This window comes from Actinoalloteichus caeruleus, from assembly GCF_049311605.1.
GTDB classification, from domain to species: Bacteria; Actinomycetota; Actinomycetes; order Mycobacteriales; family Pseudonocardiaceae; genus Actinoalloteichus_B; species Actinoalloteichus_B caeruleus.
The window spans coordinates 3,447,279-3,469,757 of sequence record NZ_CP186005.1; the positions used below are offsets into that span (position 1 = coordinate 3,447,279).

General features: G+C 73.6%; 17 protein-coding genes and 1 pseudogene. 9 read left to right on the forward strand and 9 right to left on the reverse strand.

The annotated features are described in order from the left end of the window. Positions 1–142: 142 nt before the first annotated feature. Together ACOJVX_RS13960 and ACOJVX_RS13965 are read right to left on the reverse strand one after the other, a co-directional pair. On the reverse strand, positions 143–1,735 hold the full coding sequence (locus tag ACOJVX_RS13960) for a pyridoxal phosphate-dependent decarboxylase family protein (RefSeq protein ID WP_418153044.1): 1,593 nt from the start codon (positions 1,733–1,735) through the stop codon (positions 143–145). Between the two features lie 104 nt (positions 1,736–1,839). Then, positions 1,840–3,894 carry a penicillin acylase family protein gene (locus ACOJVX_RS13965; protein ID WP_422646818.1) on the reverse strand — a complete coding sequence of 685 codons (2,055 nt, stop codon included), beginning with the start codon at positions 3,892–3,894 and terminating at the stop codon, positions 1,840–1,842. Between the two features lie 301 nt (positions 3,895–4,195). On the opposite strand from ACOJVX_RS13965, the gene ACOJVX_RS13970 reads away from it, so the two are divergent. Further along, entirely contained in the window at positions 4,196–4,777 is a 582-nt protein-coding gene (locus ACOJVX_RS13970) for a GNAT family N-acetyltransferase (protein WP_418153042.1), read from the forward strand. A 103-nt stretch (positions 4,778–4,880) separates the two neighbouring features. After that, the gene (locus tag ACOJVX_RS13975) at positions 4,881–5,348 is read left to right on the forward strand and encodes a VOC family protein (protein WP_418153041.1); all 468 of its coding nucleotides are present in this window, start codon (positions 4,881–4,883) and stop codon (positions 5,346–5,348) included. A gap of 504 nt (positions 5,349–5,852) precedes the next feature. Here ACOJVX_RS13975 and ACOJVX_RS13980 read toward each other — a convergent pair. The 5 genes from ACOJVX_RS13980 to pdhA all read right to left on the reverse strand — a co-directional run bounded on the left by ACOJVX_RS13980 (position 5,853) and on the right by pdhA (position 13,363). Further along, positions 5,853–8,597 carry a molybdopterin-dependent oxidoreductase gene (locus ACOJVX_RS13980; protein ID WP_418153039.1) on the reverse strand — a complete coding sequence of 915 codons (2,745 nt, stop codon included), beginning with the start codon at positions 8,595–8,597 and terminating at the stop codon, positions 5,853–5,855. Further along, positions 8,594–9,403 (reverse strand): FAD binding domain-containing protein, encoded by an 810-nt coding sequence (locus ACOJVX_RS13985; protein ID WP_418153037.1) that lies wholly within the window; start codon positions 9,401–9,403, stop codon positions 8,594–8,596. The genes ACOJVX_RS13980 and ACOJVX_RS13985 overlap by 4 nt, the downstream gene beginning before the upstream one ends. 560 nt (positions 9,404–9,963) lie before the next feature. After that, positions 9,964–11,256 carry a dihydrolipoamide acetyltransferase family protein gene (locus tag ACOJVX_RS13990; RefSeq protein ID WP_418153036.1) on the reverse strand — a complete coding sequence of 431 codons (1,293 nt, stop codon included), beginning with the start codon at positions 11,254–11,256 and terminating at the stop codon, positions 9,964–9,966. Then, positions 11,253–12,263, reverse strand: a complete 1,011-nt coding sequence (locus ACOJVX_RS13995) for an alpha-ketoacid dehydrogenase subunit beta (RefSeq protein WP_026418148.1) — start codon at positions 12,261–12,263, stop codon at positions 11,253–11,255. The genes ACOJVX_RS13990 and ACOJVX_RS13995 overlap by 4 nt, the downstream gene beginning before the upstream one ends. Further along, on the reverse strand, positions 12,260–13,363 hold the full coding sequence (pdhA, locus tag ACOJVX_RS14000) for a pyruvate dehydrogenase (acetyl-transferring) E1 component subunit alpha (protein ID WP_026418149.1): 1,104 nt from the start codon (positions 13,361–13,363) through the stop codon (positions 12,260–12,262). Before pdhA ends, ACOJVX_RS13995 begins: the two co-directional genes overlap by 4 nt. A gap of 137 nt (positions 13,364–13,500) precedes the next feature. On the opposite strand from pdhA, the gene ACOJVX_RS14005 reads away from it, so the two are divergent. Together ACOJVX_RS14005 and ACOJVX_RS14010 are read left to right on the forward strand one after the other, a co-directional pair. Next, positions 13,501–14,139 (forward strand): TetR/AcrR family transcriptional regulator, encoded by a 639-nt coding sequence (locus ACOJVX_RS14005; protein ID WP_418153034.1) that lies wholly within the window; start codon positions 13,501–13,503, stop codon positions 14,137–14,139. 240 nt (positions 14,140–14,379) lie between these two features. Further along, positions 14,380–14,892: pseudogene (locus ACOJVX_RS14010) on the forward strand (hypothetical protein); the annotation flags it as partial. Positions 14,893–14,955: 63 nt separating this feature from the next. On the opposite strand, the gene ACOJVX_RS14015 reads toward ACOJVX_RS14010, so the two are convergent. Then, positions 14,956–15,345 carry a DUF5997 family protein gene (locus ACOJVX_RS14015; RefSeq protein WP_418153032.1) on the reverse strand — a complete coding sequence of 130 codons (390 nt, stop codon included), beginning with the start codon at positions 15,343–15,345 and terminating at the stop codon, positions 14,956–14,958. Positions 15,346–15,403: 58 nt separating this feature from the next. Here ACOJVX_RS14015 and ACOJVX_RS14020 point away from each other — a divergent pair, with 58 nt between their 5' ends. Then, the gene (locus tag ACOJVX_RS14020; protein WP_103056657.1) at positions 15,404–16,156 is read left to right on the forward strand and encodes a LysR family transcriptional regulator substrate-binding protein; all 753 of its coding nucleotides are present in this window, start codon (positions 15,404–15,406) and stop codon (positions 16,154–16,156) included. 147 nt (positions 16,157–16,303) lie between these two features. Here ACOJVX_RS14020 and ACOJVX_RS14025 read toward each other — a convergent pair whose 3' ends face one another. Further along, positions 16,304–16,861: a dihydrofolate reductase family protein gene (locus tag ACOJVX_RS14025; RefSeq protein WP_035291661.1), complete on the reverse strand. Its 558-nt coding sequence runs from the start codon at positions 16,859–16,861 to the stop codon at positions 16,304–16,306. A 606-nt stretch (positions 16,862–17,467) separates the two neighbouring features. Here ACOJVX_RS14025 and ACOJVX_RS14030 point away from each other — a divergent pair. From ACOJVX_RS14030 to ACOJVX_RS14045, 4 genes are all read left to right on the forward strand, one after another. Then, on the forward strand, positions 17,468–18,319 hold the full coding sequence (locus tag ACOJVX_RS14030) for an IclR family transcriptional regulator (protein ID WP_422646819.1): 852 nt from the start codon (positions 17,468–17,470) through the stop codon (positions 18,317–18,319). Positions 18,320–18,453: 134 nt separating this feature from the next. Next, positions 18,454–19,740 carry a glucarate dehydratase family protein gene (locus ACOJVX_RS14035; RefSeq protein ID WP_026418154.1) on the forward strand — a complete coding sequence of 429 codons (1,287 nt, stop codon included), beginning with the start codon at positions 18,454–18,456 and terminating at the stop codon, positions 19,738–19,740. A gap of 53 nt (positions 19,741–19,793) precedes the next feature. Beyond that, complete coding sequence (locus tag ACOJVX_RS14040; RefSeq protein ID WP_418153026.1) at positions 19,794–20,786, forward strand: 2-hydroxyacid dehydrogenase; 993 nt, start codon at positions 19,794–19,796, stop codon at positions 20,784–20,786. 432 nt (positions 20,787–21,218) lie between these two features. After that, positions 21,219–22,424 (forward strand): erythromycin esterase family protein, encoded by a 1,206-nt coding sequence (locus ACOJVX_RS14045; protein ID WP_422646820.1) that lies wholly within the window; start codon positions 21,219–21,221, stop codon positions 22,422–22,424. Positions 22,425–22,479 lie beyond the last annotated feature (55 nt).

The following is a 22,479-nucleotide window of genomic DNA, read 5'->3' on the forward strand; positions in this document are numbered from 1 at the left end:
GGGGCCGGGGCCGGCGGGCGCGGCGCTGGTCGGCTCCTCCCCGGTGGTGGTGCCGACGGTCGCGGGATCCGCTCGGGGCGGGCACGGTCGAGGGCCGTCCCGGCCCGGTGGTGGGACTCGACCGGGCGGGAGGATCGGTGGTTCAGGCGGACGGTGACGACGTCATGGACGGGCATGCCGCTCTCCGTTCCGCGGTGTCGGGGGCGGTGTCCGCGTGGTGAGCCCGGACGTGGTCACCCGCGTGTTCGGCGACCAGCTCGGCGAGCCGCGTGATGTCCTCGACGGTGGTGCGCGGGTTGAGCAGCGTGAGTTTCAGGTAGTGGCGGCCGCGCACCCGGGTGGCCGCGACGACGGCGTCGCCGGTACCGGCGAGGGCCTCGCGGGCGTGCAGGTTCGCCTCGTCCACCAGCTCCGGGTCCGCTCCCTCGGGGAGGTGGCGGAACACGACGGTGCTCAGTGGTGACCGCGTCACCACCTCGAACCGGGGGTCGGTGCTGAGCGCTCGCCACGCCTCGGAGGTGCGCTCGACCAGCTCGTCGACCAGCTCGCCGAGCTGGTCCGCTCCGGTGACGCGCAAGGTCAGCCAGAGTTTGAGCGCGTCGAAGCGGCGGGTCGTCTGCAGGCTCTTGTCGACCTGGTTGGGGATGTCCCGATCCGCCATCCAGCGCGGGTTCAGGTAGTCGGCGCGGTCGGTGGCGTGCCGGAGCGCGGTTCCGTCGCGGACGACGAGCGCGCTGGAGCTGACGGGTTGGAAGAACGTCTTGTGGAAGTCGATGGTGACCGAGTCGGCACGGTCGATCCCGGTGAGCAGGTGGGACCGGGTGCGTGAGAGCAGCAGGCCGCCCCCGTAGGCGGCGTCGACGTGGAGCCAGACCCCGGCGTCGGCGCACCGGGCGGCGATCTCGGGCAACGGGTCGATACTGCCGAAGTCGGTGGTGCCGGCGGTCGCGACGACCGCGACCACGTGCTCGCCGCGTCGCCGGCAGCGGTCCAGTTCCCGTGCCAGGGCGGTGGGCGACATCCGCCAGGACCGGTCGGTGGGAACGGGCAGCACCGCGCCCGGTCCGAGGCCGAGCAGCCTGGCGGCCTTGCGCACGCTGAAGTGCCCGACCTCCGAGACCAGGACGCGCAGCCGGGGCCACTGCCCGTGCCGATCGGTGCCAGCGCCCAGCCCGGCGAGCAGTTCCTCCCTGGCGAGCAGCAGCCCCTGGAGGTTGGACTGCGTTCCTCCGCTGGTGAAGACCCCGTCGGCTCGGTCGTCGAAGCCGATCCTGCGGGCCGTCCAGTCGACCAGGCGGCGTTCGATCAGGGTGGCCCCGGCGCTCTGGTCCCAGGTGTCGAGTGAGGAGTTGAGGGCGCTGAGCACCACTTCGGCGAGGAGGGCGGGAATCGCGACCGGGCTGTTGAGGTGCGCGAGGTACCGGGGGTGGTGGTAGAAGATCGCGTCCCGCAGGTAGACGTCCACCAGCTCGTCGAGGGCGGCGGTGGTGTCGGCCAGTGGCCGGTCGAGGTCCACCGAGGACACGACGGAGTCGAGTTCGTCCGGGGAGATCCCGGTGCAGGGCCGCCGCGCGTCCGCCACGGTGCGCGCCACCCGGTCGATCCCCTCCGAGAGCACCTGGCGGTAGTGCTCGACCGTCTCGTTGTGCAGCAGGTGGGCGCGGGCTGCCCTCCGCGCGGAGGCGGTTCCCTGACCGGGTAACATGGGCGGCGATGGCGGTTCGACCACGGCCATGCCACGCCTCCCGGAGTTCGGTGCTGGTGATCACCAGTTTCGGAGAGTAACACGGTGGTCGCGGATCTCCAGGGGCGATTCGGCCCGCGCCTCGTCGCCGATGGTCACTCCGATGGCCTCGACCGCGCCAGTGGATCCCCGACCCGAACCAGGTCACCCCGCGCCCAGAGCGGGAACTGGTCGTGGTGGTGGGGGTGGTCGGTCCTGCCCGCCGCTCCGAACGGCACGACCCAGTGGCTGTCCTCGCGTCGGGCGAGGTCCCAGACGAACCGGGCGACGGGCGCGCGGGTGAACGCGTGGGTCGAACCGGGGACGCTCGAGGTGGCCAGCACGCAGTCGTGGTCGCCTCCGACGCCCTGCGGCGGCGTGGCACATCGGTCGGGCAACGCCCGCCACGGCGCGAAGCGGTGCCGGTCGCCCCAGGTCAGTCCCGGGGGCGCCGCCGTCGTCGCGACCGAGTCCACGGCGTCCCGCAGGATCGCGATCAGGTCCCGTCCGTCGAGCAGACCACCGGCGAGGACGGACGTGAGCGCGTAGGCGGTGCGGGGCACCGGGTCCAGCCACGGCTGGAACACCTCCGGGTAGGGCAGGGGCTCGGCGAGCGCCCGCAGCGCGGGGTGGGCGACCAGCCCACGCACCACCTCGGAGCGGACGTCGGCGAACTCGACGGCCACATGGCTGTCGACCGCCATCCGCCGGTCCCACGCGGCCAGCCGCCGCACCAGCGAGGTCGCCTCCGCTCCCAGACCGGGCAGGTCGGCGGCCAGGGCGATCAGCGGGGCCGCCGTGGCGAGCTGGGTGTCGTGGTGCACGACGCCCAGCTCCTCGGCGGTCCAGTCGCCCGCTCGTCCCAGGAGTTCGGTGATCCGGCGGTGCCGGTGGGGGGCTGCGAACTCGACGCCCAGCGGTGCCGCGAGCCCGCGTTCGTTGGCCATCACGGCCACGCCGCCGACCTCGGACCGGGGCAGGGGCCGCCAGCCCTGCCACGCGTACCGGGGATCGTCGGCGGGTACCACCCGCCAACCGTTGGTCTCGTCCCGGTCGGGCACGGCCCCGGCGACCCGGTGCAGCGTGCCGCCCGCGGTGTCGGCGGCGAGCACCACGTTGACCGGTTCCACCCAGCGGTCCAGGGCCCGGTCGACGTCGGCGACCGTCCGCGCGGCGAGCAGCGCGGGTAGCGCGGCGAAGCCGGCGTCGGCCAACGCCCTCGGCGGGTACCGCAGGCTCAGCGCCACCGGCTCGTCCGGCCCGCCGACGACGACGGGGCCGCGCGCGGTCTCCACCACCTCGACGAACTCGTCGGGGCCGCCCGCCACCCGCAGCGCCTCCCGGTGCGCCGGGGCGGGGCGCCAGCCCCTCGGGCCGAGCGCCTCGACGCCGCTCCCCCGCCGGCGCAAGCGCTCCGCGTACAGGTCCTGGCAGTCGGCCATCGCGTTCGTGATCGCCCACGCCACCCCTCCGGTGTGGCCGAAGTGCGGGATGCCCGGTACCCCGGGAACGGCGAACCCGACCACGTCGTAGCCGGGGCAGGCCAGCCCGATCTGCTGGTACATGCCGGGGTCCTCCGCGTACCGGTGCGGGTCCCCGGCGAGGAGCGCGGAACCGGTCGCGGTGTGCTCCGAGGTCACCAACCACCCGTTGCTGCCCGCCGTGCCCGGCGCGTCCGCGGCGAGGACCTCGACCCCGGCGGCGCCGAGCAGGCGGGACGCCTCGGTCCGCCACAGCTTGGCCGGGAAGGCCGCGAAGAGGATGTGGTGCGACAGCCACACCGCCAACGGTGTCCACGTCCGCCACCGGCCGGGGCGCACGCCGACGATGTCGAACTCGGGGGCGGTGCGGGCTCCTTCGGCGAGCCCGGCGTTGACGCCGGCCACGTACCGCCCGAGCCACCGGGCGGTGCCGGGGTCGAGCGCCCGCAGGCACCGCTTCGCGGTGTCGGCCAGGCGGGCCCGCCGTGCGAACCGGTCCCAGTCGAGGGCGGCCGGTCCGAGGAAGGCCGCGGTGGTGCCCTGCGCCCGGTGCCGCTCCACCTCGAGCTGCCAGGCCCGGTCCCGCGCGGTCACGACTCCCTGGAGGTGCGCGAGGTCGTCGGGATCGCGGGCCACGAGGTGCGGTACGCCCCAGTCGTCCCGCAGCACGCCGTCCGGGTCATCGCGCACGTCCGCCTCCCGTCCGTCGCGGTGGCCGCTCTGCCACCGCCAGGTGGGTTCGGCCTCGTCCGCGTCGGGTGGGACGAGGCGGGTCCCCGGTGACCGACGCGTGTGGCCCGAGCCCGAGGTCGGCCGCTGGTCGCCCGCGCGGGCGCTGGGCTACCAGGTTCCGGCCGGGATCGCCACGACGTCCCGGGTGGACGGCGGGCTCCCGAACCCTCCTACCGGGCCGCCGGATCATGGTAACTTGCCGGATCGGCACGGTCGCCGTGCGCGACTTCCCACGCTGCGCGGACCAGCGAGGAGTGACGTGAGAACCGACGAGTCCCGCCCTCATCCCGCCGGCCCGGTGTTCGAGTTCGACGCGGGTGCCCTCGGACTGATCGCGCTGCACCCGCTCGTCCCGGCGGCGGACGTCGACCTGGTCCACCGGTGGGTGACACAGGACCGCGCTCGTTTCTGGGGGATGACCGGCCTGAGCCGCGCGGAGGTCCTGGACACCTACCGGTACGTGGACTCCCTGCCGACGCACCACGCCTTCCTCGCGCGCCGACGCGGCGTCCCGGTGGGCCTGGTGCAGACCTACGAGCCAGCCGAGGACCCGATGGGCGACTACTACGAGGTGCGGCGGGGGGACATCGGGTTCCACCTGTTCAGCGGCCCCCCGGCTGGTGACCCGGAGCGGGGTTTCACCTCCGCCCTCCTCGCGGCCGTGGTGGCCTTCGTGTCGCGCGACCCGGCCGTTCGTCGGGTGGTGGCCGAACCGGACGCCCGCAACGCCAAGGTCCTCGACCTGCTGCGGCGCAACGGTTTCGACCTCGGTCCCGAACTCCGGATGGCGGACAAGACCGCGCGTCTCGCGGTGTTGGACCTCGGAGCCGACCAGCGTTGACAGGCCCGGGAACCACCGGTACGAAGGGAATGGTCACCGCGGGTGGCGACGCGTGGCGGTTCGTCGCCCGGCTCGGATCAGCGGACGAGTAGGCGGGAACCACGTGAGCATTCTCCGTCCACGCGACTTCTACCACTTCGGCTACGTCGTCGACGACCTCGACGCGGCGGCCAGGCACCTCACCGCGTTGTCCGGGGCTCGCTGGACGACTCCTGTCGAGTTCGAGATGGGGCTCCGGTACGGCGGGGTCGACCGCGAGGTCGAGTTCCCGGTGGTCTACTCGCTCGAGGCGCCGCACTTCGAGCTCATCCAGGCGACGCCAGGCACCCCGTTCTCGACCGGGGCGGGGGGTGGGGTGCACCACCTGGGGTACTGGGCCCAGAACTTCGCGTCCGACCTGGACCGGTTGCGCGACCTGGGGTTCACCGAGGAGGTCGTCGGCCTCGACGACGACGGTGGGCCCTGGGGGTTCGCCTACTTCACCGGTCCGACCGGGCAACGGTTCGAGATCGCCGACCGGGCGACGTTCGACGAGGGTTGGGACGGATTCCTGAACTCCCGTGTGGCCTGACCCGCTCCCCCGCGCCGCGCGTGTTCCACCCGGGACGAGGTGGCCGGGGCGCGGGGGTGCATGGATGTGGTGCGGCCTGGTGCCGAGGGCGGTCGACGGCTCTCCGCGACGAGGCCGGTCCTCGGGGTGGACGTCGCCTCGCGCGGGCGCTCGCCCCGACTCGGATGCGGAGGTGAGGTGAGCGGCGCCGGGGCTTCCGCCGGAGTCCGGGTCTGCCGCGCGCGCCGTTCCCCGTCGCCCCTTCCGCGACCGCTCCCGGGAAACACCGGACCCGGGGGCGGGTGGGCGCCGTGGAGGGCCTGTCCGGGGACGACCGGGCGGGCCAGGGAGCGCCTGGCGGCCGGCTCCCCCGCCACGGCCCGGGTGGTTCCCGTGGGGCGGTTCCCGATGCGTCGAGGCCCGAGGACCCGGATGCGACCCGCCGCCCGGGACGCTCGTCGCCGGGGTCTGGTGGAGGGCTCGCGGGCGGCGAACCGTGCGGGCGGCCGCTGGGGTGGGGCCGGGTCACCGGCCTTGGTCGCGCAAGCCCGACCAGACGCGGTCCGGGGTGAGTGGCAGCGTGGTGAAGCGAACGCCGGTCGCGTCGCGCACGGCGTTGGCGAACGCGGGTGCCACCGGGACGAACGGGCTCTCGCTCATGGACTTCGCCCCGAAGGGCCCGAGGTCGTCGGTGGTGACCGCGAAGTGGACCTCGGTGCGAGGGGTGTCGGCGAAGGTGGGGATGCGGTAGCCGCGCAGCGCGGTGGTGGTGACGGCCCCGGTGGGGTCGAGGCGGATCTCCTCGGACCGGGTGGCGCCCAGCGCCTGGGCCACTCCACCCTCGACCTGCCCCCGGCACTGGAGCGGGTTGACCACGGTGCCGGCGTCGGCCGCGTGGACGCTGCGCAGGATGCGGATCTCTCCGGTGTCCTGGTTCACCGCGACGCGGAACCAGTGGGCGTTGAACGACACCGAGCGGGGTGTCCCCCGGGAATGGCCGGTGGCCGTCAGGCTGGTGCCGGCGGCGAGCGCGGCGGCGTGGAGCCCTTCGAGCGGGACGCGGTCACCCGCGCACACGACGGCGCCGTCGGTGAGGCGGCAGCGCGCCCGGTCCAGCGCGTGGAACGTGGCGGCCGCGTCGAGGAGGGTGTCCACGAGGGCGCGGGCCGCCCGCAGGACGGCCGCGCCGGCGACGACGGTGCCGGTGGATCCGAACGCTCCGGTGTCGTGCCCGACCAGCGCGGTGTCGGACTGGTGCACGGTGACCCGGTCCACCGTGGTGCCCAGCGCGGTCGCGGCGATCTGGCGGTGCACCGTGGTGGTGCCGTTGCCGAACTCGGCGGTGCCGACGGCGAGCGCGAAGGTGCCGTCGGGCAGCAGGGTGAGCGCCGCGTCGGCGAGGTGCCCGCGCGGGGGGATGGTGGCGATCATCGCGACGGCGGCGCCGTCCCCGACGAGCCACCCCGGGGGTGCCGGCTCGGCTGGGGAGCTCCCGGCGGCGCGGACGACGCGGAGGCACTGGTCGAGGCCGTAGCCGCCGAGGTGGAGGTCGTGTTCGGTGTCGCCGGGAGCGACCAGGTCGTCGCCGGGCCGGATGAGGTTGCGTTCGCGCAGCGTGAGCGGGTCGAGGCGCAGGCGCCGGGCCAGCTCGTCCAGTGCGGACTCGACGGCGAAGGTGACCTGCCCGAGCCCGTAGCCCCGGAAGGCCCCGGAAGGCACGGTGTGGGTGTAGACGGAGCGGGCGTCGGTCCGCTTGTTGGGGCACCGGTAGAGGGCCACCGACTCGCCGCAGCCGTGGAGGAGCACGCCGGGGCCGTGGTTGCCGTAGGCGCCGGTGTCGGCCACCACGTGCAGCTTCAGCGCGGTGAGGGTGCCGTCGTGGCGGGCCCCGGCCGTGACGGTGACGGTGAACGGGTGGCGGGTGGTGGCGGCGGTGAACTGCTCGGCGCGGGTGAACTCGAGGCTGACCGGGGCGCGCGACCTCAGCACCGCGAGGGCCACCACGTCCTCGACGAGCATCTCCTGTTTGCCGCCGAAACCGCCGCCGAGCCTGGCCGTGACGACGCGGACCCGGTCCGGGGGCAGGTCGAACAGCGTGCACAGCGCGCGGCGGGTCAGGAACGGCGCCTGGGTGCTGGACCGGATCACCAGTCGCTCCGCGCCGGTGGCGGGATCGGCGTCGAGCCAGCCGATCGCGCCGTGGGTCTCCAGGCTCGCGTGTTGCACGCGCCGGGTGTGGAAGGTGTTCTCGTACACCGCGTCCGCCGACCTCAGTCCGGCGTCGACGTCGCCGACCCCGGCGTGCAGCTCGGCCACCACGTTGTCCCGTGGCCGGGCGATCCGGCTGGTCACGGGGTCCTTGTCGTGCACGACGGGCGCGCCGGGTGCGGTGGCGGCTTCCGGGTCGGTCACGGCGGGCAGCACCTCGTAGGTCACGGCGAGGCGGCGGCAGCCCTCCTCGGCGGCGGACACGGTGTCGGCGACCACGGCGGCGACGCGCTGGCCGACGTGTCGAACGACGTCGTCGAGCAACCGGGTGTCGGCGGGGTCGTCGTCGACGGATTCGTGCAGGGCGGAGGAGTACAGCCGGGGTGGCGCGTCCTCGTGGGTGAGCACCAGGCGCACGCCGGGAACCCGGAGCGCCTCGTGGGTGTCGATCGCCAGGACGCGGGCGTGGGCGTGCGGGGAGCGCAGCAGCTTCATGTGCAGCAGTCCGGGCACGTCCAGGTCCAGGGTGTAGCGGGCCGTCCCCGTCACGATCCCCGGTCCGGCCGGTGCCCCGGGGCTTCGACCGACGGCCGTCCCGGCCTGGGGGCGTTCGACGTGCCGGACGCCGCGCAGCGCGTCCTCGATGGCCCGGTAGCCGGTGCAGCGGCACAGGTTGCCCTTGAACAGGCGGCGCAGCTCCTCCGGTGGGGTTCCCGCGAGCCCGGCGGCGGTGTCCAGGCCGGCGGCGGTCATGACGAACCCGGGGGTGCAGAAGCCGCACTGGAACCCCTGCGCGTCGAGGAACCGCCGCTGGACCGGGTGGGGGTGCCCGTCGCGCGCCAGGCCCTCGATCGTGGTGACCCGCCGACCGACGGCGCGGAACGCCGGGAACACGCACGAGTGCACCGGAACCCCGTCCACGTGCACGGTGCAGGCTCCGCAGTCGCCGGCGTCGCACCCCTTCCTCACCCCGAGGAGCCCCTGTTCGCGCAGGTAGGTGCGCAGGCACTGCCCCGGGCGGGTCGGGCCGTCGAGGGACCGGCCGTTGACCTCGACGGTCACGGCGCTGCCCCCAGTTCAGCCAGCACCTCGTCCGCGAGTCGCAGGGTGAGGTGCCGCCGCCAGGCGGGTATCCCGTGCACGTCGTCGAGCCAGTTACCGCCCACGGCGCCGTCGATCGCGGTGCTCAGCGCCTCCGCCGTGGGAGGAACGGCGAACTCGAGCACCACAGGACGGGGGGTCGACGCGGTGACCGTGAGCGAGAACCGCCTCCCGTCCAGGGTTCCGACCAGCAGGGCCGAGGACCGGCCGTGCTGGTGCTGGGACGCCCGCCGGAACGCGGTTCGGGCCGACAACGCCCGGGCTGGGATGGTGACCGAACGCAGCAGCTCGCCCTCGGTGAGGGCGGTGCGGGCCGGCCCGGTGATGAGGTCGGTGACGGGGAGCGCGCGGCGGGTGCCGTCGGTGGCGATGAGCCGGCAGACCGCGCCGAGGGCGGCGGTGAGGGAGATCATCGGTCCGGCGGGCAGCGCCAGGCACAGGTTCCCGCCCACCGTGGCGGTGTTCCAGATCTTGACCGACGCCAGGAACGCCCGACAGCACCGCTCGACCAGCCCGAAGGTCGCGGGTCCCGTGGTCGCCGCGAAGGCGGACAGCTCGGCGATCGTGCAGGTCGCCGCGATTTCCCACGAGCCGTCGGCCAGGATCGCCACGGGCGGCCAGTCCATGCGGGCGAGGTCCACGAGCCGGCGCAGGTGTGGTTGGGGCTCGGAGAACAGGTACGTGCCACCCGCCAGCCACGCGTCGCCGGGCCGCCATTCTCCCCGCTGCCGGGCGTCGCGCACCTCGGTCACCGTGTTCAGGTCCATGCTCGTCCCCCTCCCGCACCGCCGAGGTCGGGTGTCCCAGCCGGAGCGGCCCGGGGCCCCTGTCGAGAATCTGCCGCATCGTCGGCCACCCGGCAGGGCGGAACCGTGTCCCGCGCGCGTGGGGCGGGGTGCCGGGGGGTGGGGCTCCCGGCCCGATAGCGCCAGCCGTCCCGGGGGTGCGCGACGAGAGGACGCCGGTCAGCGGCGAGTTCGATTCCCTCGGTTGGACGACGTGGCGGCACCGGGCGGCAGGGGGTAAGCGTCGGACGCGGGCTGACGCCGGTGGTGGGACCGGCCGCGCGACGGCTCCGACGGCGGCAGGTCGGCCACACCGCCGGCGCTGACCGCTCCGCGCACCGAGGGACGACGAACAGGGGTTCCGCGCGGCTTCCCACTGGTGAGGTCCGTGCGCTGGCGTGGTGGTTCCTCGCCGAGGCTGGCGCGGTGTTCCTCGCTGGGGCGGGTGCGGTGGGAACGCCCCGCGCTGGTCGGGTACGTGGCGGGGTGGGACACGATCCCGGGGGACGCGGCCCGGAGGAGCGGTCCCACCCCGCGTCGGCTCAGGCGATGATCCGCAGCGGGTGTTCGAGCAGGCTGGTGAGTGTGGACAGGAACCGCGCGGCGAGAGCGCCGTCGATGATGCGGTGGTCCGCCGAGAGCGTGCAGCGGATGCGGTGGCGCACCGCGACGGCGCCCTCGACCGCCGCCGGTTCGGGGAGGGCCGCTCCGACGGCGAGGATCGCGCCCTCCGGTGGGTTGATGATGGCGGTGAAGCTCTCCACCTGGTACATGCCGAGGTTGCTGATCGTGAACGTGCCGCCGGTCATGTCCGCGCCGCTCAGCTTGCGGTCCTTCGCCAGCCCCACCAACCGCCGGGACTCGGCGGCGATGCGGGAGACCGCCATGCGGTCGGCGTCGGCGATGACCGGGACCACGAGGCCGTGGTCGGAGGCGACCGCGATCCCGATGTTGACGTGCTCGTGCAGCAGGGTGGCCCCTCGGCCCTCCTCGGAGTAGGAGGCGTTGACCCCGGGGTGTTCCCGGAGGGCGACGGCGCTGGCCCGGACGATGAGGTCGTTGAGGCTGACCTTCCCCTGGCCGGCGTCGTCGAGCTCGGCGTTGATCCGCGCCCGCAGAGCGAGGAGTTCCTCGACGTCGGCGACGGCGGTGACGGAGAAGTGCGGGACCGAGCTGCTGCTCTCGGTGAGTCTCCTGCTGATGACCTGCCGAGTGGTGTCGAAGGGGACCGAGGTCGCTCCGGTGGGAACGCCGCCGTTCGGTGTGGTGGCACCGCCGCTACCGGCGGGAACCGAGTGCCCGGTCGCCCCGGGGCCTCGGGCCAGCGCCCTGTCGAGGTCGGCTCGGATGATCCGACCCCCCGGCCCGCTGCCGATGATCTCGTTCAGGTCGATGGCGTTGTCGCGGGCGAGTCGCCGGACGAGCGGCGTGGCGAGCGGGCGTCGCGCGGGTGGGGAGGTGGCCGCCCCGTCCTCGGTGGGGGCCGGGTCGGTGGCGGGGGCGGGGCCGCTCTCGGGGATGGGCGGCTCGCTCGTGGCGGGTGCCGGGGGCTTCCCTTGGCTGGTGCCGTCCCGCGGCGGAGTCCCCGCCAGGGGTTCCCGGCCGTCGTCGATCCGGGCGATCACGGTGCCGATGCGCACCGTCTCGCCTTCCGGGAGGAGGATCTCGTGGAGGGTTCCCGCCTCGTAGGCCTCGTGTTCCATGGTGGCCTTGTCGGTCTCGATCTCGACGAGGACGTCGCCGATCTCCACCGCCTCGCCGGGCTTCTTGCGCCAGGCGACGATGACGCCTTCCTCCATCGTGTCGGAGAGGCGGGGCATGAGGATGTCGATCACGGGATGTCCTTCCCCGCGCGACGGCCGACGGAGGCGAGCGTCTGGCGGATGGCGGTGGTGACGTCGTCGGCGGAGGGAAGGGCCGCCGTTTCCAGGGTCTTGGCGTAGGGGAGCGGGACTTCGGCCATGGCGACCCGGCGGACGGGAGCGTCGAGCCAGTCGAAGGCGCCGTCGGAGATGGTGGCCGCGATCTCCGCTCCGATGCCGTAGGTGAGCCAGTCGTCCTCGAGGACGACGGCGCAGTGCGTCCTGCGGACGGAGTCGACCACGGTCTCCCGGTCGAGTGGGCGCAGGCTCCGCAGGTCGACGACCTCGATGTCGATGCCGTCGGTCTGGGCCATCCGCTCGGCGACGGTGAGGGCGACGGCGGCCATCCGGGAGTAGGCGACGACGGTGATGTCCCGGCCCGGGCGGGTGACGGCGGCTCGGCCGATCTCACCGGGGGTGTCGTCGTCCGGCACCTCGCCCTTCGCGTTGTACAGGGCGAGGTTCTCGAGGAACAGGACGGGGTCGTCGTCGCGGATCGCCGCCAGCAGCAGGGACTTGGCATCGGCGGGGTTGGAGGGCGCGACGACCTTCATCCCCGGCACGAACGCGTAGTACAGCTCGATGTTCTGCGAGTGGGTGGCGCCGAGTTGCTGGCCGCCACCTCCCGGGGTGCGGATGACCAGCGGGACCCGGGCCTGGCCGCCGAACATGCCGTAGATCTTGGCGGCGTGGTTCACGATCTGGTCGAGGGCGAGCAGCGAGAAGTTGATGGTCATGATCTCCACGACCGGTCGGAGGCCGAGCATGGCGGCGCCGATGGCCGCCCCGGTGAACCCCTCCTCGGCGATGGGGGTGTCGCGCACGCGCTTCTCGCCGAACTCGGCGAGCAGCCCGGCCGTGATCTTGTAGGAGCCCTCGAACACACCGATCTCCTCGCCGAGGAGCAGCACGTCCGGATCCCTGCGCATCTCGGTGCGGAGGGTGTCGCGGAGCGCCTGGCGGTAGGTCATGATGCTCACCGGTCAGCTCCGATCCTCGGGAGGGGCGCTGGTTCGAACAGGGGTTGTCCCGGTAGCCGCCGGGAGTCGTTGGGAACCGGCGTCGCGTAGGTGTAGTCGAACAGCGTGTCCACGGATGGCGCCGGACTGGCCTCGGCGAAGGCGACCGCGGCCGCGACCGCGCTGGTGGCCTCGGCGTCGATCTCGGCGATCGCCTCGTCGGTCAATTCGCCCTCGTCCCGCAGTCGGAACGCGAGGGCGGCGACGGGATCGCTGGTCCTGAGCGCCTCCACCTCCTCACGGGTGCGGTACTTGGCGGGGTCGACGACGGAGTGCCCCTTCAGGCGTGAGCTGACCGCCTCCAGGAGGAAGGGCCGCCCGGACCGGGCGCTCGCGAGGGCGCTGAGCATCGCCTCGCGCACCGCGACCGGGTCGTTGCCGTCCACGCGGGCCGAGGACATCCGGTAGGAGGCGGCCTTGCGGTGGAGTTCCGGTTCGCCGGAGGCCTTCTCCACCGTGGTGCCCATACCGAGGCCGTTGTTCACGACGACGTAGACGACGGGCAGGTTCCACAGGGCCGCGATGTTGAGGGATTCGTGGAACGCGCCGATGTTGGTCGTTCCGTCGCCCATGACGCAGGCGACGGCCTCGTCGCCGCCCCGGTAGTCGATGGCGAGGGCCGCTCCGGTGGCCAGGGGGAGCTGTCCACCGACGATGCCGTATCCCCCGAGCAGCCGGGCGTTCCCGTCGAAGAGGTGCATCGAACCGCCCCATCCCTTCGAGACACCGTCGCGGCGGCCGTAGAGCTCCGCCATCACCCGCCCTGCCGCGACGCCCCGAGCGAGGGCGTAGCCGTGCTCGCGGTAGTTGGTGAAGAGGTAGTCCGTCTGTTCCAGGGCCGACATCAGGCCCACGACGGTCGCCTCCTCTCCGAGGTTCAGGTGGCAGTAGCCGCCGATCTCGGCCTGGGTGTACGCGCGCGCCGCGCGCTCCTCGAACCGGCGGATGAACACCATCCGCCGGTAGAACTCCCGCCGCTGGCCGCCGTCGGTGGCGGCGTCCTCCCCCGCCGGGCCGTGCTGCCCTCGCGGTTCGCGCACGGTGGGCCTGCGCTTGGCCATCGTGTACTCCTCGCTTCGTGCCCTGGCGGGCTCCGCGCCGGGTGTGGCGGAGCCCGCAGATAATGACACTATTTCGTATCATTATAGGATGTGGGTCAGGCCGCCGACTCCGGCACGGTGATGACGAAGGGCATGCGATGACGCACGTGGAGGCGACGGGACGGCCCAAGCGTGGCCGTCCCACCCAGGAGGAACGCGAGCGCCGGCGAGACCAGGTCCTCGACGCGGCGGTGAGCCTCTTCGTGGCCAAGGGGTTCGGCCAGACCTCGATCGACGAACTCGCGGCGGCCGCCCGCGTGACGAAGCGCACCATCTACACCTACTTCGGCGACAAGGCCGAGGTGTTCACCGCCGCGGTGGAACGGTTCCGCGTGAGCGCGCTCGCCCAGCTCACGGCGGAGGACGAGTCGCTGACCGACGTGGCCACCCGCCTCGTCCTCGTGCTGCACTCCGACGAGGCGGTCGGACTGCACCGCCTCATGATCGCCGAGGCCCCCCAGTTCCCGCGTCTGGCCGAGCGCTTCTACGCCAGCGGCCCCCTCGGCTACATCGAACTCCTCTCAGCACTGCTCGACGCCGAGGGCACACCACCGGACGCCGCGGCGGACGGTCGCGCCGAGGCGCTGTTCGGCCTGCTGCTGGGCGAACCGCACCGACGCCGACTCCTCGGGCTGACCGCCGCTCCCTCCCCCGCCGAGGCACGACGCCACGCGCGGGCCGCGCTCCGCCTGGTGGTGGGCAAGGTGACGGCGCCGGCTGACCGCCCCACCAGCTGATCCGGGCCGGGCGCGCCTCACCCAGAGCGCCGGAGGGCCGCCACCTCGCGCGACGCTCCACCACCGACCACCGACCACCGACCACCGACCACGCGATCTCCGCTACCCCCGGCCGCCCCGGAGTCGAGCTGAGCCTGGCGGGTGGGCACGGCGGGACGCCCGACGGAACCGGCGGGCGGGTCGGTCACACCCGCCCGGCCACCCCTCCTCGGGGGCGGCGTGTCTGGGGTGGGCTCGTCGGTGACCGGCGAGCTGGCCCCGCGCCGGGCCGCTCTCGCGACGCTGCCGCGCGCCCACGATCCTCACCCGCCCGTGGTCGTGGACCGGTACTGGAACGTGGTCAGCGGGAACGCCGGGGCGGGCGTGCCGACGGACGGGGTCCCGGCGACCCTGCTGGGCCCGACGACGAACGTCTTCCGGCTCACGCTCGGCCCGGAGGGGCTGGCGACCCGCCTGGTCCACCTCGCGCGGGTCCGCCGGTTCCTGCTGGACCGGCTCGCCCGTCAGGTGAGGCCGTCCGGGGCCCCGGCTCCCGGGCTTCCTCGAGGAGGTCCCGTCCTACCCGACGACGGAGCCGGACGAGCCGTCGTCGGGCACCGCCGACCTCGCGTCAGGCCCCATCCGGGTAACGCCGCGGGTCAGGAGCCCGTACGGGGTGCTGTCGAGGTTCAGCACCCCGTGCTCTCGATCGGAACTCCGGCGGACGTGACGGTGGCGGAGCTGGCGGTCGAACTCCCCTACCCGCTCGACGAACGCGCACGACGACGGTGCCCCGTGGCCGGTGATGCCCCAGCTCGCGCCGGTGCCGGCCGGTGGTCAGTGGCGGGAGCCGTCCTCGGCGTCCCGCTCCCGCAGGCGCTGCTCCTCCATCCGGGTCTCCGCCCGGATCTCCCGTTCCCGCTGGAGCCAGTCGGGGTTGTCGCTCCGGAGCTGGTTGATGTCCGCCGTGGTGAGCGCGTCGGTGATCCCGGCCCTGGCGAGGCCGCTGATGGAGACGCCGAGCCGGGCGGCCACCACGGGCCGGGGGTGCGGTCCGTCGCGCCGCAGGTCACGCAGCCAGTCCGGCGGATCGGCCTGGAGCGCGTTCAGCTCGTCCCGCGAGACGGCCCCCTCCTGGAACTCGGCTGGGGTCGCGTCGAGGTAGACCCCCAGCTTCTTCGCCGCGGTGGCGGGCTTCATCGTCTGCGGGGTCTTCCGTGCCGTCATACCCGCCAGGATAACGAGCGCCTGGGGCGAGCGCGGTCACGCCCGGTAACCTGGCGCCGTGGCAGGACCGGAGGCACCTCACTCGTTCAGACTGGCGCACGTACCGGGAGTCACCCCGGGCAAGTGGGCGCGGATCTGGGAGGAACGCTTCCCCGAAGTCACCCTGGCCGTGCTCCCCGTCGACGTCCCGGACGCCGTGGGACTGGTGCGGGACGGCGGGGCGGACGCGGCCGTCACCCGGTTGCCCATCGACCGCACCGGCCTGCACGCGATCCCCCTGTACTCGGAGACCTCGGTGGTGGTCGTGCCGAAGGAGCACTTCGTGGCCGCCGCCGAGGTGGTGTCGAGCGAGGACCTGGCCGACGAGGTCCTGCTGCACCCCCAGGACGACGTGCTGGAGTGGGAACGCCCACCGGGGCGGGTCGCGGGTGAGCGGCCGGCGACCACCGCGGGCGCGTTCGAGCGCGTGGCGGCCGGCGCCGGCCTCCTCGTCGTCCCCCAGTCACTCGCCCGTCTCCACCACCGCAAGGACCTGACCTGGCGCCCGGTCTCCGACGCACCCGAGTCGGGGGTGGCGTTGGTGTGGTTGGACGTCGAGACCACCGATCTGATGGAGCGGTTCATCGGGGTCGTGCGCGGGCGCACCGTCAACAGCAGCCGGGGGGTGCCCCAGGCGGAGCCGGCCCCGGCGAAGCGGGAACGCGGCACGACCGATCGTCGGGAACGCCGGACGCCGGCGGCCGGCAACCGGAAGGGCGGAGGTCCCCGCCGGGCACCCCGCGCGTCGGGCCGTCGCGGTCGCCGTCGCTGATCTCGGGCACCCGCGAACGGCGATCCGCCGGGGACCCGCTCCGCCACCTCGGCGTCGTCGATCGCCCGGCCCGGCCACGGGGACGTCACCGGCGTCGTCTGGTCGTGGAACCCTCGGGCTTCGATGTTCGGCGTCGCGGGTGGCCGGTCAGGCCGCGTAGTGCAGGACCACGACCCCGTTGGCGAGAGCGCGGGTCCTCGTGTGCGTGAACCGCCGTCGGTCGAGGTTCTCGAACAGCGGTGCGCCGGCACCGAGGACGACGGGGTGCAGCATGAGTTTGTACTCGTCGACGAGGTCCAGGGCGGCGAGTTCCGCGACGACGCTGGCGCTGCCGATGACCGCGATGTCACCCGCCACCTCGCGCTTCACGGCGGCGACGGTCTCCCGCCGCAGGTCGGTGAGGACACGAGCGGGAGCGTGATCACCCCACGGCGCGCGGTCGAGGGTCGTCGACACCACGGCCTTCGGGGTGTCGTTCATGTGCCGGGTGATCTCGGGGTGGTCGGTGCGCACGGTCGGCCAGTAGCCAGCCAGCTCCTGGTACGTGACCCTGCCGAGCAGGATCAGGTCCACGGTGCGTTGTTGGGCGAGTGTCTCCTCGTCCATGTCGCCGTCGAACGTCTCGGTCACCCAGCTCTGGTCATTGCCGGGGCCGCTCATCCTGCCGTCCAGGGTGAGGAACTCCGTCACCACGATCCTGCCCATCACTCACCACTCCACCCTCGTCGGGTCAGGGGACGCCCAGCCGGCGCGGCACCCGGCGCCCCGGTGGCGGAGCCCGGTCGCGCCGCCACCGGGGATGCCGTACCGCACGAAGCCCCCGCATCGACACTTGCAAAAAGCAAGCTAACACTTGCGATACACACACTCGCATCGGGTGGCCAGCGCCGCGGCCGCTGGGCTCGGAGTTCCCCTCGGCAGGTCGTCCCTTGCGCTCACTCCCTCCCATCCCGCCGGTGTTCCGCCGCCTCCACCACCGAAGGGCCTCGAACCCGGCGTTCACCGTCTCCTGACCTCGAGGAGAGCGAGCAGGCGTGGCGGCCCGCACGCCGTCATGGCCACCGCCCGGACACCTGACCCCGCCGCCGGGACGACCTCGGGGCAGTGACCACGAGCCCCAGTAGTCCGCGCGGGGACCGCCTCCCCTCCCGGGGCGGGACCACGACCCGCCAGGGCTCAACCCCGGCCAACCACCCCCACCGGCCCAGCGCCCGCGCGGCCGACTCCGCGGGCGGCTCCCGGTAGCGTTACCGGCTGCGTCCGACGGTCGCCGGATGTCCAGATCGGACGCGAATGGGCGAGGAGGCTCCGATGTCAGACCACACCGGCGTGCCCGGACGCGGCGGCGAGGGCGACGCGCCCGGGGCGCCGGAGCGGAGCGGGGGCGTCCGAGAGGTGAAGTCGGCGGCACGCACCCTCGAGCTCCTGGAACTCCTCGCCGCGCGCCAGAACCGCCCCGCCCGGCTCCGGGAACTCAGCGAGGCGCTGGGTATGCCCCGGAGCAGCTGCCACGCCCTGCTGCGGACGCTGGTGAAGCACGGCTGGGTGCGCACCGACGCCTCGGGGGCGCTGTACGCCATCGGCATCCGCGCCCTCCTCGCGGGCACCACCTACCTGGACACCGACGCCCACGTGCGGGTCGCCAAACCGGTGCTGGACTCGCTGGGCGAACTCCTCGACGAGACGTTCCACTTCGGGCGGCTGGCGGGCGAGGACGTGGTGTACCTGGTGACCCGGGCGTCGAGCCAGTACCTACGGCCGCACAGCCGGGTCGGTCGCCGACTGCCGGCCTACTCGACCGCCCTGGGCAAGGCCCTGCTGGCGGAACTGCCCGCCACCGAGCTCACGGAGCACCTGCCGGCCGAACTGACCGCGTTGACCGACCACACGCGCACGGACCGGGCCGCCCTCGAACGCGACCTCGCGGCCGCGCGTGAACGGGGGTACGCGATCGACCGGCAGGAGAACAGCCTGGGCCTGCACTGCTTCGCGATGCCGCTGCGCTACTCGACACCGGCCACCGACGCGATCAGCGCCTCGGTGCCGGTGGCCCGGCTCACCCCGGCCCGCGAGGCCGACATCGTCGCCGCGATGTTCCGGGCGCGGGAGCGGATCGAGCACGCGGCATTGACCGCCGAGCTGGGCTCGCTGGGCAGCGCCTGACGGGACGGGGGCACCCCACCACCTGGCGTCTTCCCCCGTGGATCGCGTCTACCCATGTGGACAATCGGCGGTTAGGCTGCGTCGGTACCCGCCGTCCGCCGGCCCCGGGTCGGCCGTACAGCCGGAGGAACAGGATGCGCGACGCGGCCATGATGGAGCACCGCATCCGGGAGGTGCGGATCACCCCGGTCGCCTTCCGGGACCTGCCCCTGCTCAACACGGTCGGGGTCCACGAACCGTTCGCGCTGCGCGCGGTCATCGAGGTCCTGACGGACTCGGGCCTGACCGGGTTGGGCGAGACCTACGGCGACGCCGGGCACCTCGACCGGCTGCGCCTCGCCGGTGCCGCTCTCGTGGGCGTCGACGTCTGGCACCTCAACGAGCTGGCTCGCCGGGTGCGGGCGGTGGTGGCCGGGGACCACGGCACGCGTGGCCACGGGATGAGCGGCATGGTCACCGGCAGCAGCACCGCCGACCGGGTGCTCTCCCCCTTCGAGGTGGCGTGCCTGGACATCCAGGGCAAGGCGCTCGGCCGACCCGTGAGCGACCTGTTGGGCGGAGCGGTCCGCGACCGGGTCGACTACAGCGCCTACCTCTTCTACAAGTGGGCCGGGCACCCGGGGGCCGAGCCGGACCACTGGGGTGAGGCGCTCACCCCGGACCAGATCGTCGCGCAGGCCCGCCGCATGGTCGACGAGTACGGGTTCGGCGCGATCAAGCTCAAGGGCGGCGTGTTCCCGCCCGAGGAGGAGGTCGCCGCGATCCACGCCCTGCGCGTGGCCTTCCCGGACCACCCACTGCGGGTCGACCCCAACGGTGCCTGGAGCGTGGAGACCGCCATCCGCGTCGGCCGCGAACTCGACGGCGTCATCGAGTACCTGGAGGACCCGACCACGGGCATCGAGGGCATGGCCAGGGTCGCCGAGGCGGTGTCGACTCCGCTGGCGACGAACATGTGCGTCGTCGCCTTCGACCACGTCAGGCCCGCCGTCGCCCGTTCGGCGGTGGGCGTGGTCCTCTCCGACCACCACTTCTGGGGTGGTCTGCACCGCTCCAGGACGTTGGCGGGGATCTGCGACACGTTCGCGCTCGGGCTGTCGATGCACTCGAACTCGCACCTGGGCATCAGCCTCGCCGCGATGACCCACCTCGCGGCGGCCACGCCGAACCTCACCTACGCGTGCGACACGCACTGGCCGTGGAAACACCCCGAGGACGACGTGGTCGTGCCGGGCGCGCTGCGCTTCGAGGCGGGAGCGGTCCCGGTGCCGACCGCTCCCGGGCTGGGCGTGGAACTCGACCGCGACGCGCTGGCCCGGCTCCACGAGCGCTACCTGTCCTGCGGCATCCGGGAGCGGGACGACACCGGGTACCTGCGCCGTTTCGAGCCCGCGTTCGACCCGACCGCGCCCCGCTGGTGACCGGCGACGGCCACCGGGGCTCGGGCACGCGCGACACGGGAGGAGTCCGTCCGATGCGGATCGTGCTCACCGACCCCATCATCGACAGGTTCCGGGACGAGCTGACCCGGGGCGGGAGCGACGGCCACGACTGGGAGTTCCTGGTGGGCCGGCCGGACGAGGAGGTCATCTCCCGCCTCGGTGACGCCGAGGTGCTGGTGGCCTCCCGGGTGTCGGCGGAGATGGCCGGGGCCGCCCCCGCCCTGCGGCTGGTGCACGTGACCGGGGCGGGGGTGGACCGGGTCGCGCTGGACGCGCTGGCCCCGGCGGTCCACGTGTGCAACACCTTCCACCACGGCCGGTCGATCGCCGAGTACGTGGTGATGGCCGCGATCATGCTGTTCCGCCGGGTGCCGCGCGCCGACCGGTCACTGCGGGCCGGTCGGTGGGAGTCGGTCGCGCTCGACCCGGCGGTCCCCCTGGGGGGCACCCTCGCCGGGCGGACGGTGGGCCTGGTCGGCATGGGTGAGATCGGGGGTGCGGTCGCCAGGGCGGCCAGCGCCCTGGGGATGCGGGTGCGGGCCGTGCGGCGCGACCCGGGTGCCCCGGTTCCGCCGGGGGTGGTGGTGGACCGGGTCGACGGCCAGGACCGCCTGCCGGACCTGTTGGCGTCCTCGGACCTGGTCGTCCTGACCGTCCCGTTGTCGGCGGAGACCCGGGGGCTGGTGGGTGCGGCGGAGCTGGCGGCGATGCGCCCGGACGCGGTGCTGGTCAACGTGTCGCGGGGGCCGATCATCGACGAGGACGCGCTGTACGAGGCGCTGGCGGAACGGCGCATCGGCGGTGCCGCGCTGGACGTCTGGTGGGGCCACCCGAAGGACGGGCTGGGCGCCCGGGGCTACTCGCGGCCCTTCGACGCGCTCGACAACGTCGTGATGACCCCGCACCATTCGGGCCACACCCTGGAGACCTTCGCCGGCCGCGCCCGCGACATCGCGGCGAACATCGGTCGCCTCTCCAGTGGTCATCCGTTGGAGAACGTCGTGCGAGCTGGCGTCCGGCCGTGACCCTCCTGCTCGGGGGCCGCGCCCGGCGGCCGAGGGACGCCGCCACCGCCTTCGGACCCCGGGTGAGAAGACCCCGGAGCGACGCGGCGCCACAGTGATGCCGGGGAAGGTGTCCCGGTAGGGCTCTCCGATCCCGGACGTGCCCGGGCAGCCGGATGGCGGGAGGGCGGGTCGGGCCAGTCGCGCCCGCCCCAGCGCCGGCCTGGTCGTCGCTGGGCGGCCGACCTCATCCGGGGGCGGCGCGTGTTCGGCTGGCCGGGTGATCGGGAACCCGCACGGGAGTCCGACACCACCGCACACGGTCGAGCCAGCCCGGCTCGCCGGTGTCGGGACCGGATCGATGGGCCGCGACCGCTTTGAGGGTATTCGGCACGACGCCAGGGGAAATGCGGCCGAAGTCCACACCTGTCGTTCAACGATAAGGTCGAACGCATGGCAGTTCTGATCCGGAACGCGACCCAGCCCGTCACCGGGACTTCCCTCACCGCGCTCCTGCCGCCCACCACCCGCCTGCTCGGCCTCGGCGAGCCCACCCACGGTGTCGAGGTCTTCCCCGAGCTGCGCAACGAGCTCTTCCGCCACCTCGTCGAACACGAGGGCTACCGCTCCATCGCAGTCGAGAGCGACTGCCTGGCCGCCCTGGTCGCGGACGCGTACGTCACCGACGGCACCGGCACCCTCGACGACGCGATGAGCCGGGGCTTCAGCCACGGCCTCGGTGACTCACCCGCCAACCGCGAGCTCGTGCGCTGGCTGCGAGCCCACAACGAAAGACGGCCGCCGCACGAACGGGTCCGCTTCTACGGCTTCGACGGGCCCGTGGAGATGACCGGCGCCGCCAGCCCCCGCCCAGCTCTCACCGCGCTGCACGACTACCTCGCCTCCCATCTCGACCTGGCCCACAGCCGCGAGACGCTCGACGAGCTGCTCGGTCCCGACGAGGACTGGACCAACCCGGCCGCCACCACCGATCCCACGCGGTCCGTCGGCCGCACCCCCGAAGCCCAGGAACTGCGCCTGATCGCGGACGACCTGGGCGTGCTGCTCACCGCGCACGCGCCCCACCTGACGACGGCTGGCTCCCACGACGACTGGTGGCGCGCCGGCCTGCGCGCCCGCGCCGCGTCCGGACTCCTGCGCTACCACGCGGGCATGGCAGACACCACGCCCACCCGCGTCGGCACACTGATGTGCCTGCGCGAGACGATGATGGCTGACAACCTCCTCGCCCTCGTCGACCGCGAGTCCCTTCGCGGCCCCACTCTCGCCTACGCCCACAACCGCCACCTGCAGAAGGACAGGAGCCGCTGGCTGCTGCCGGAGGGCTGGGGGTCTCTCGCGGGCCGAACGCTGGAGTGGTGGAGCGCCGGCTCGATCACCGCCGCACGCCTCGGCGACCAGTACGCCTTCACCGCCACCGCCTTCGGCACCCGGGGCTCCGACGTTCCCCGGCCCGACAGCCTCGAAGGGCTGTTGTCGACCCTCCCCGACGCCCGCACCATCGTCGATCCCGCCCGTCTCGCCTCGGCTCTCGACCGGGAACCAGCGCCACGCGTCCCGGCTGACCACACCTACTTCCCGCTCGACCCGGCCACCACCGACCAGACCGACGCCATCATCTTCGTCCGGGACATCTGAGGCACCCCGGTCGCGGTGACCGCTCACGGCTGTGCCTCGGAGGCGAGGCCCCTCG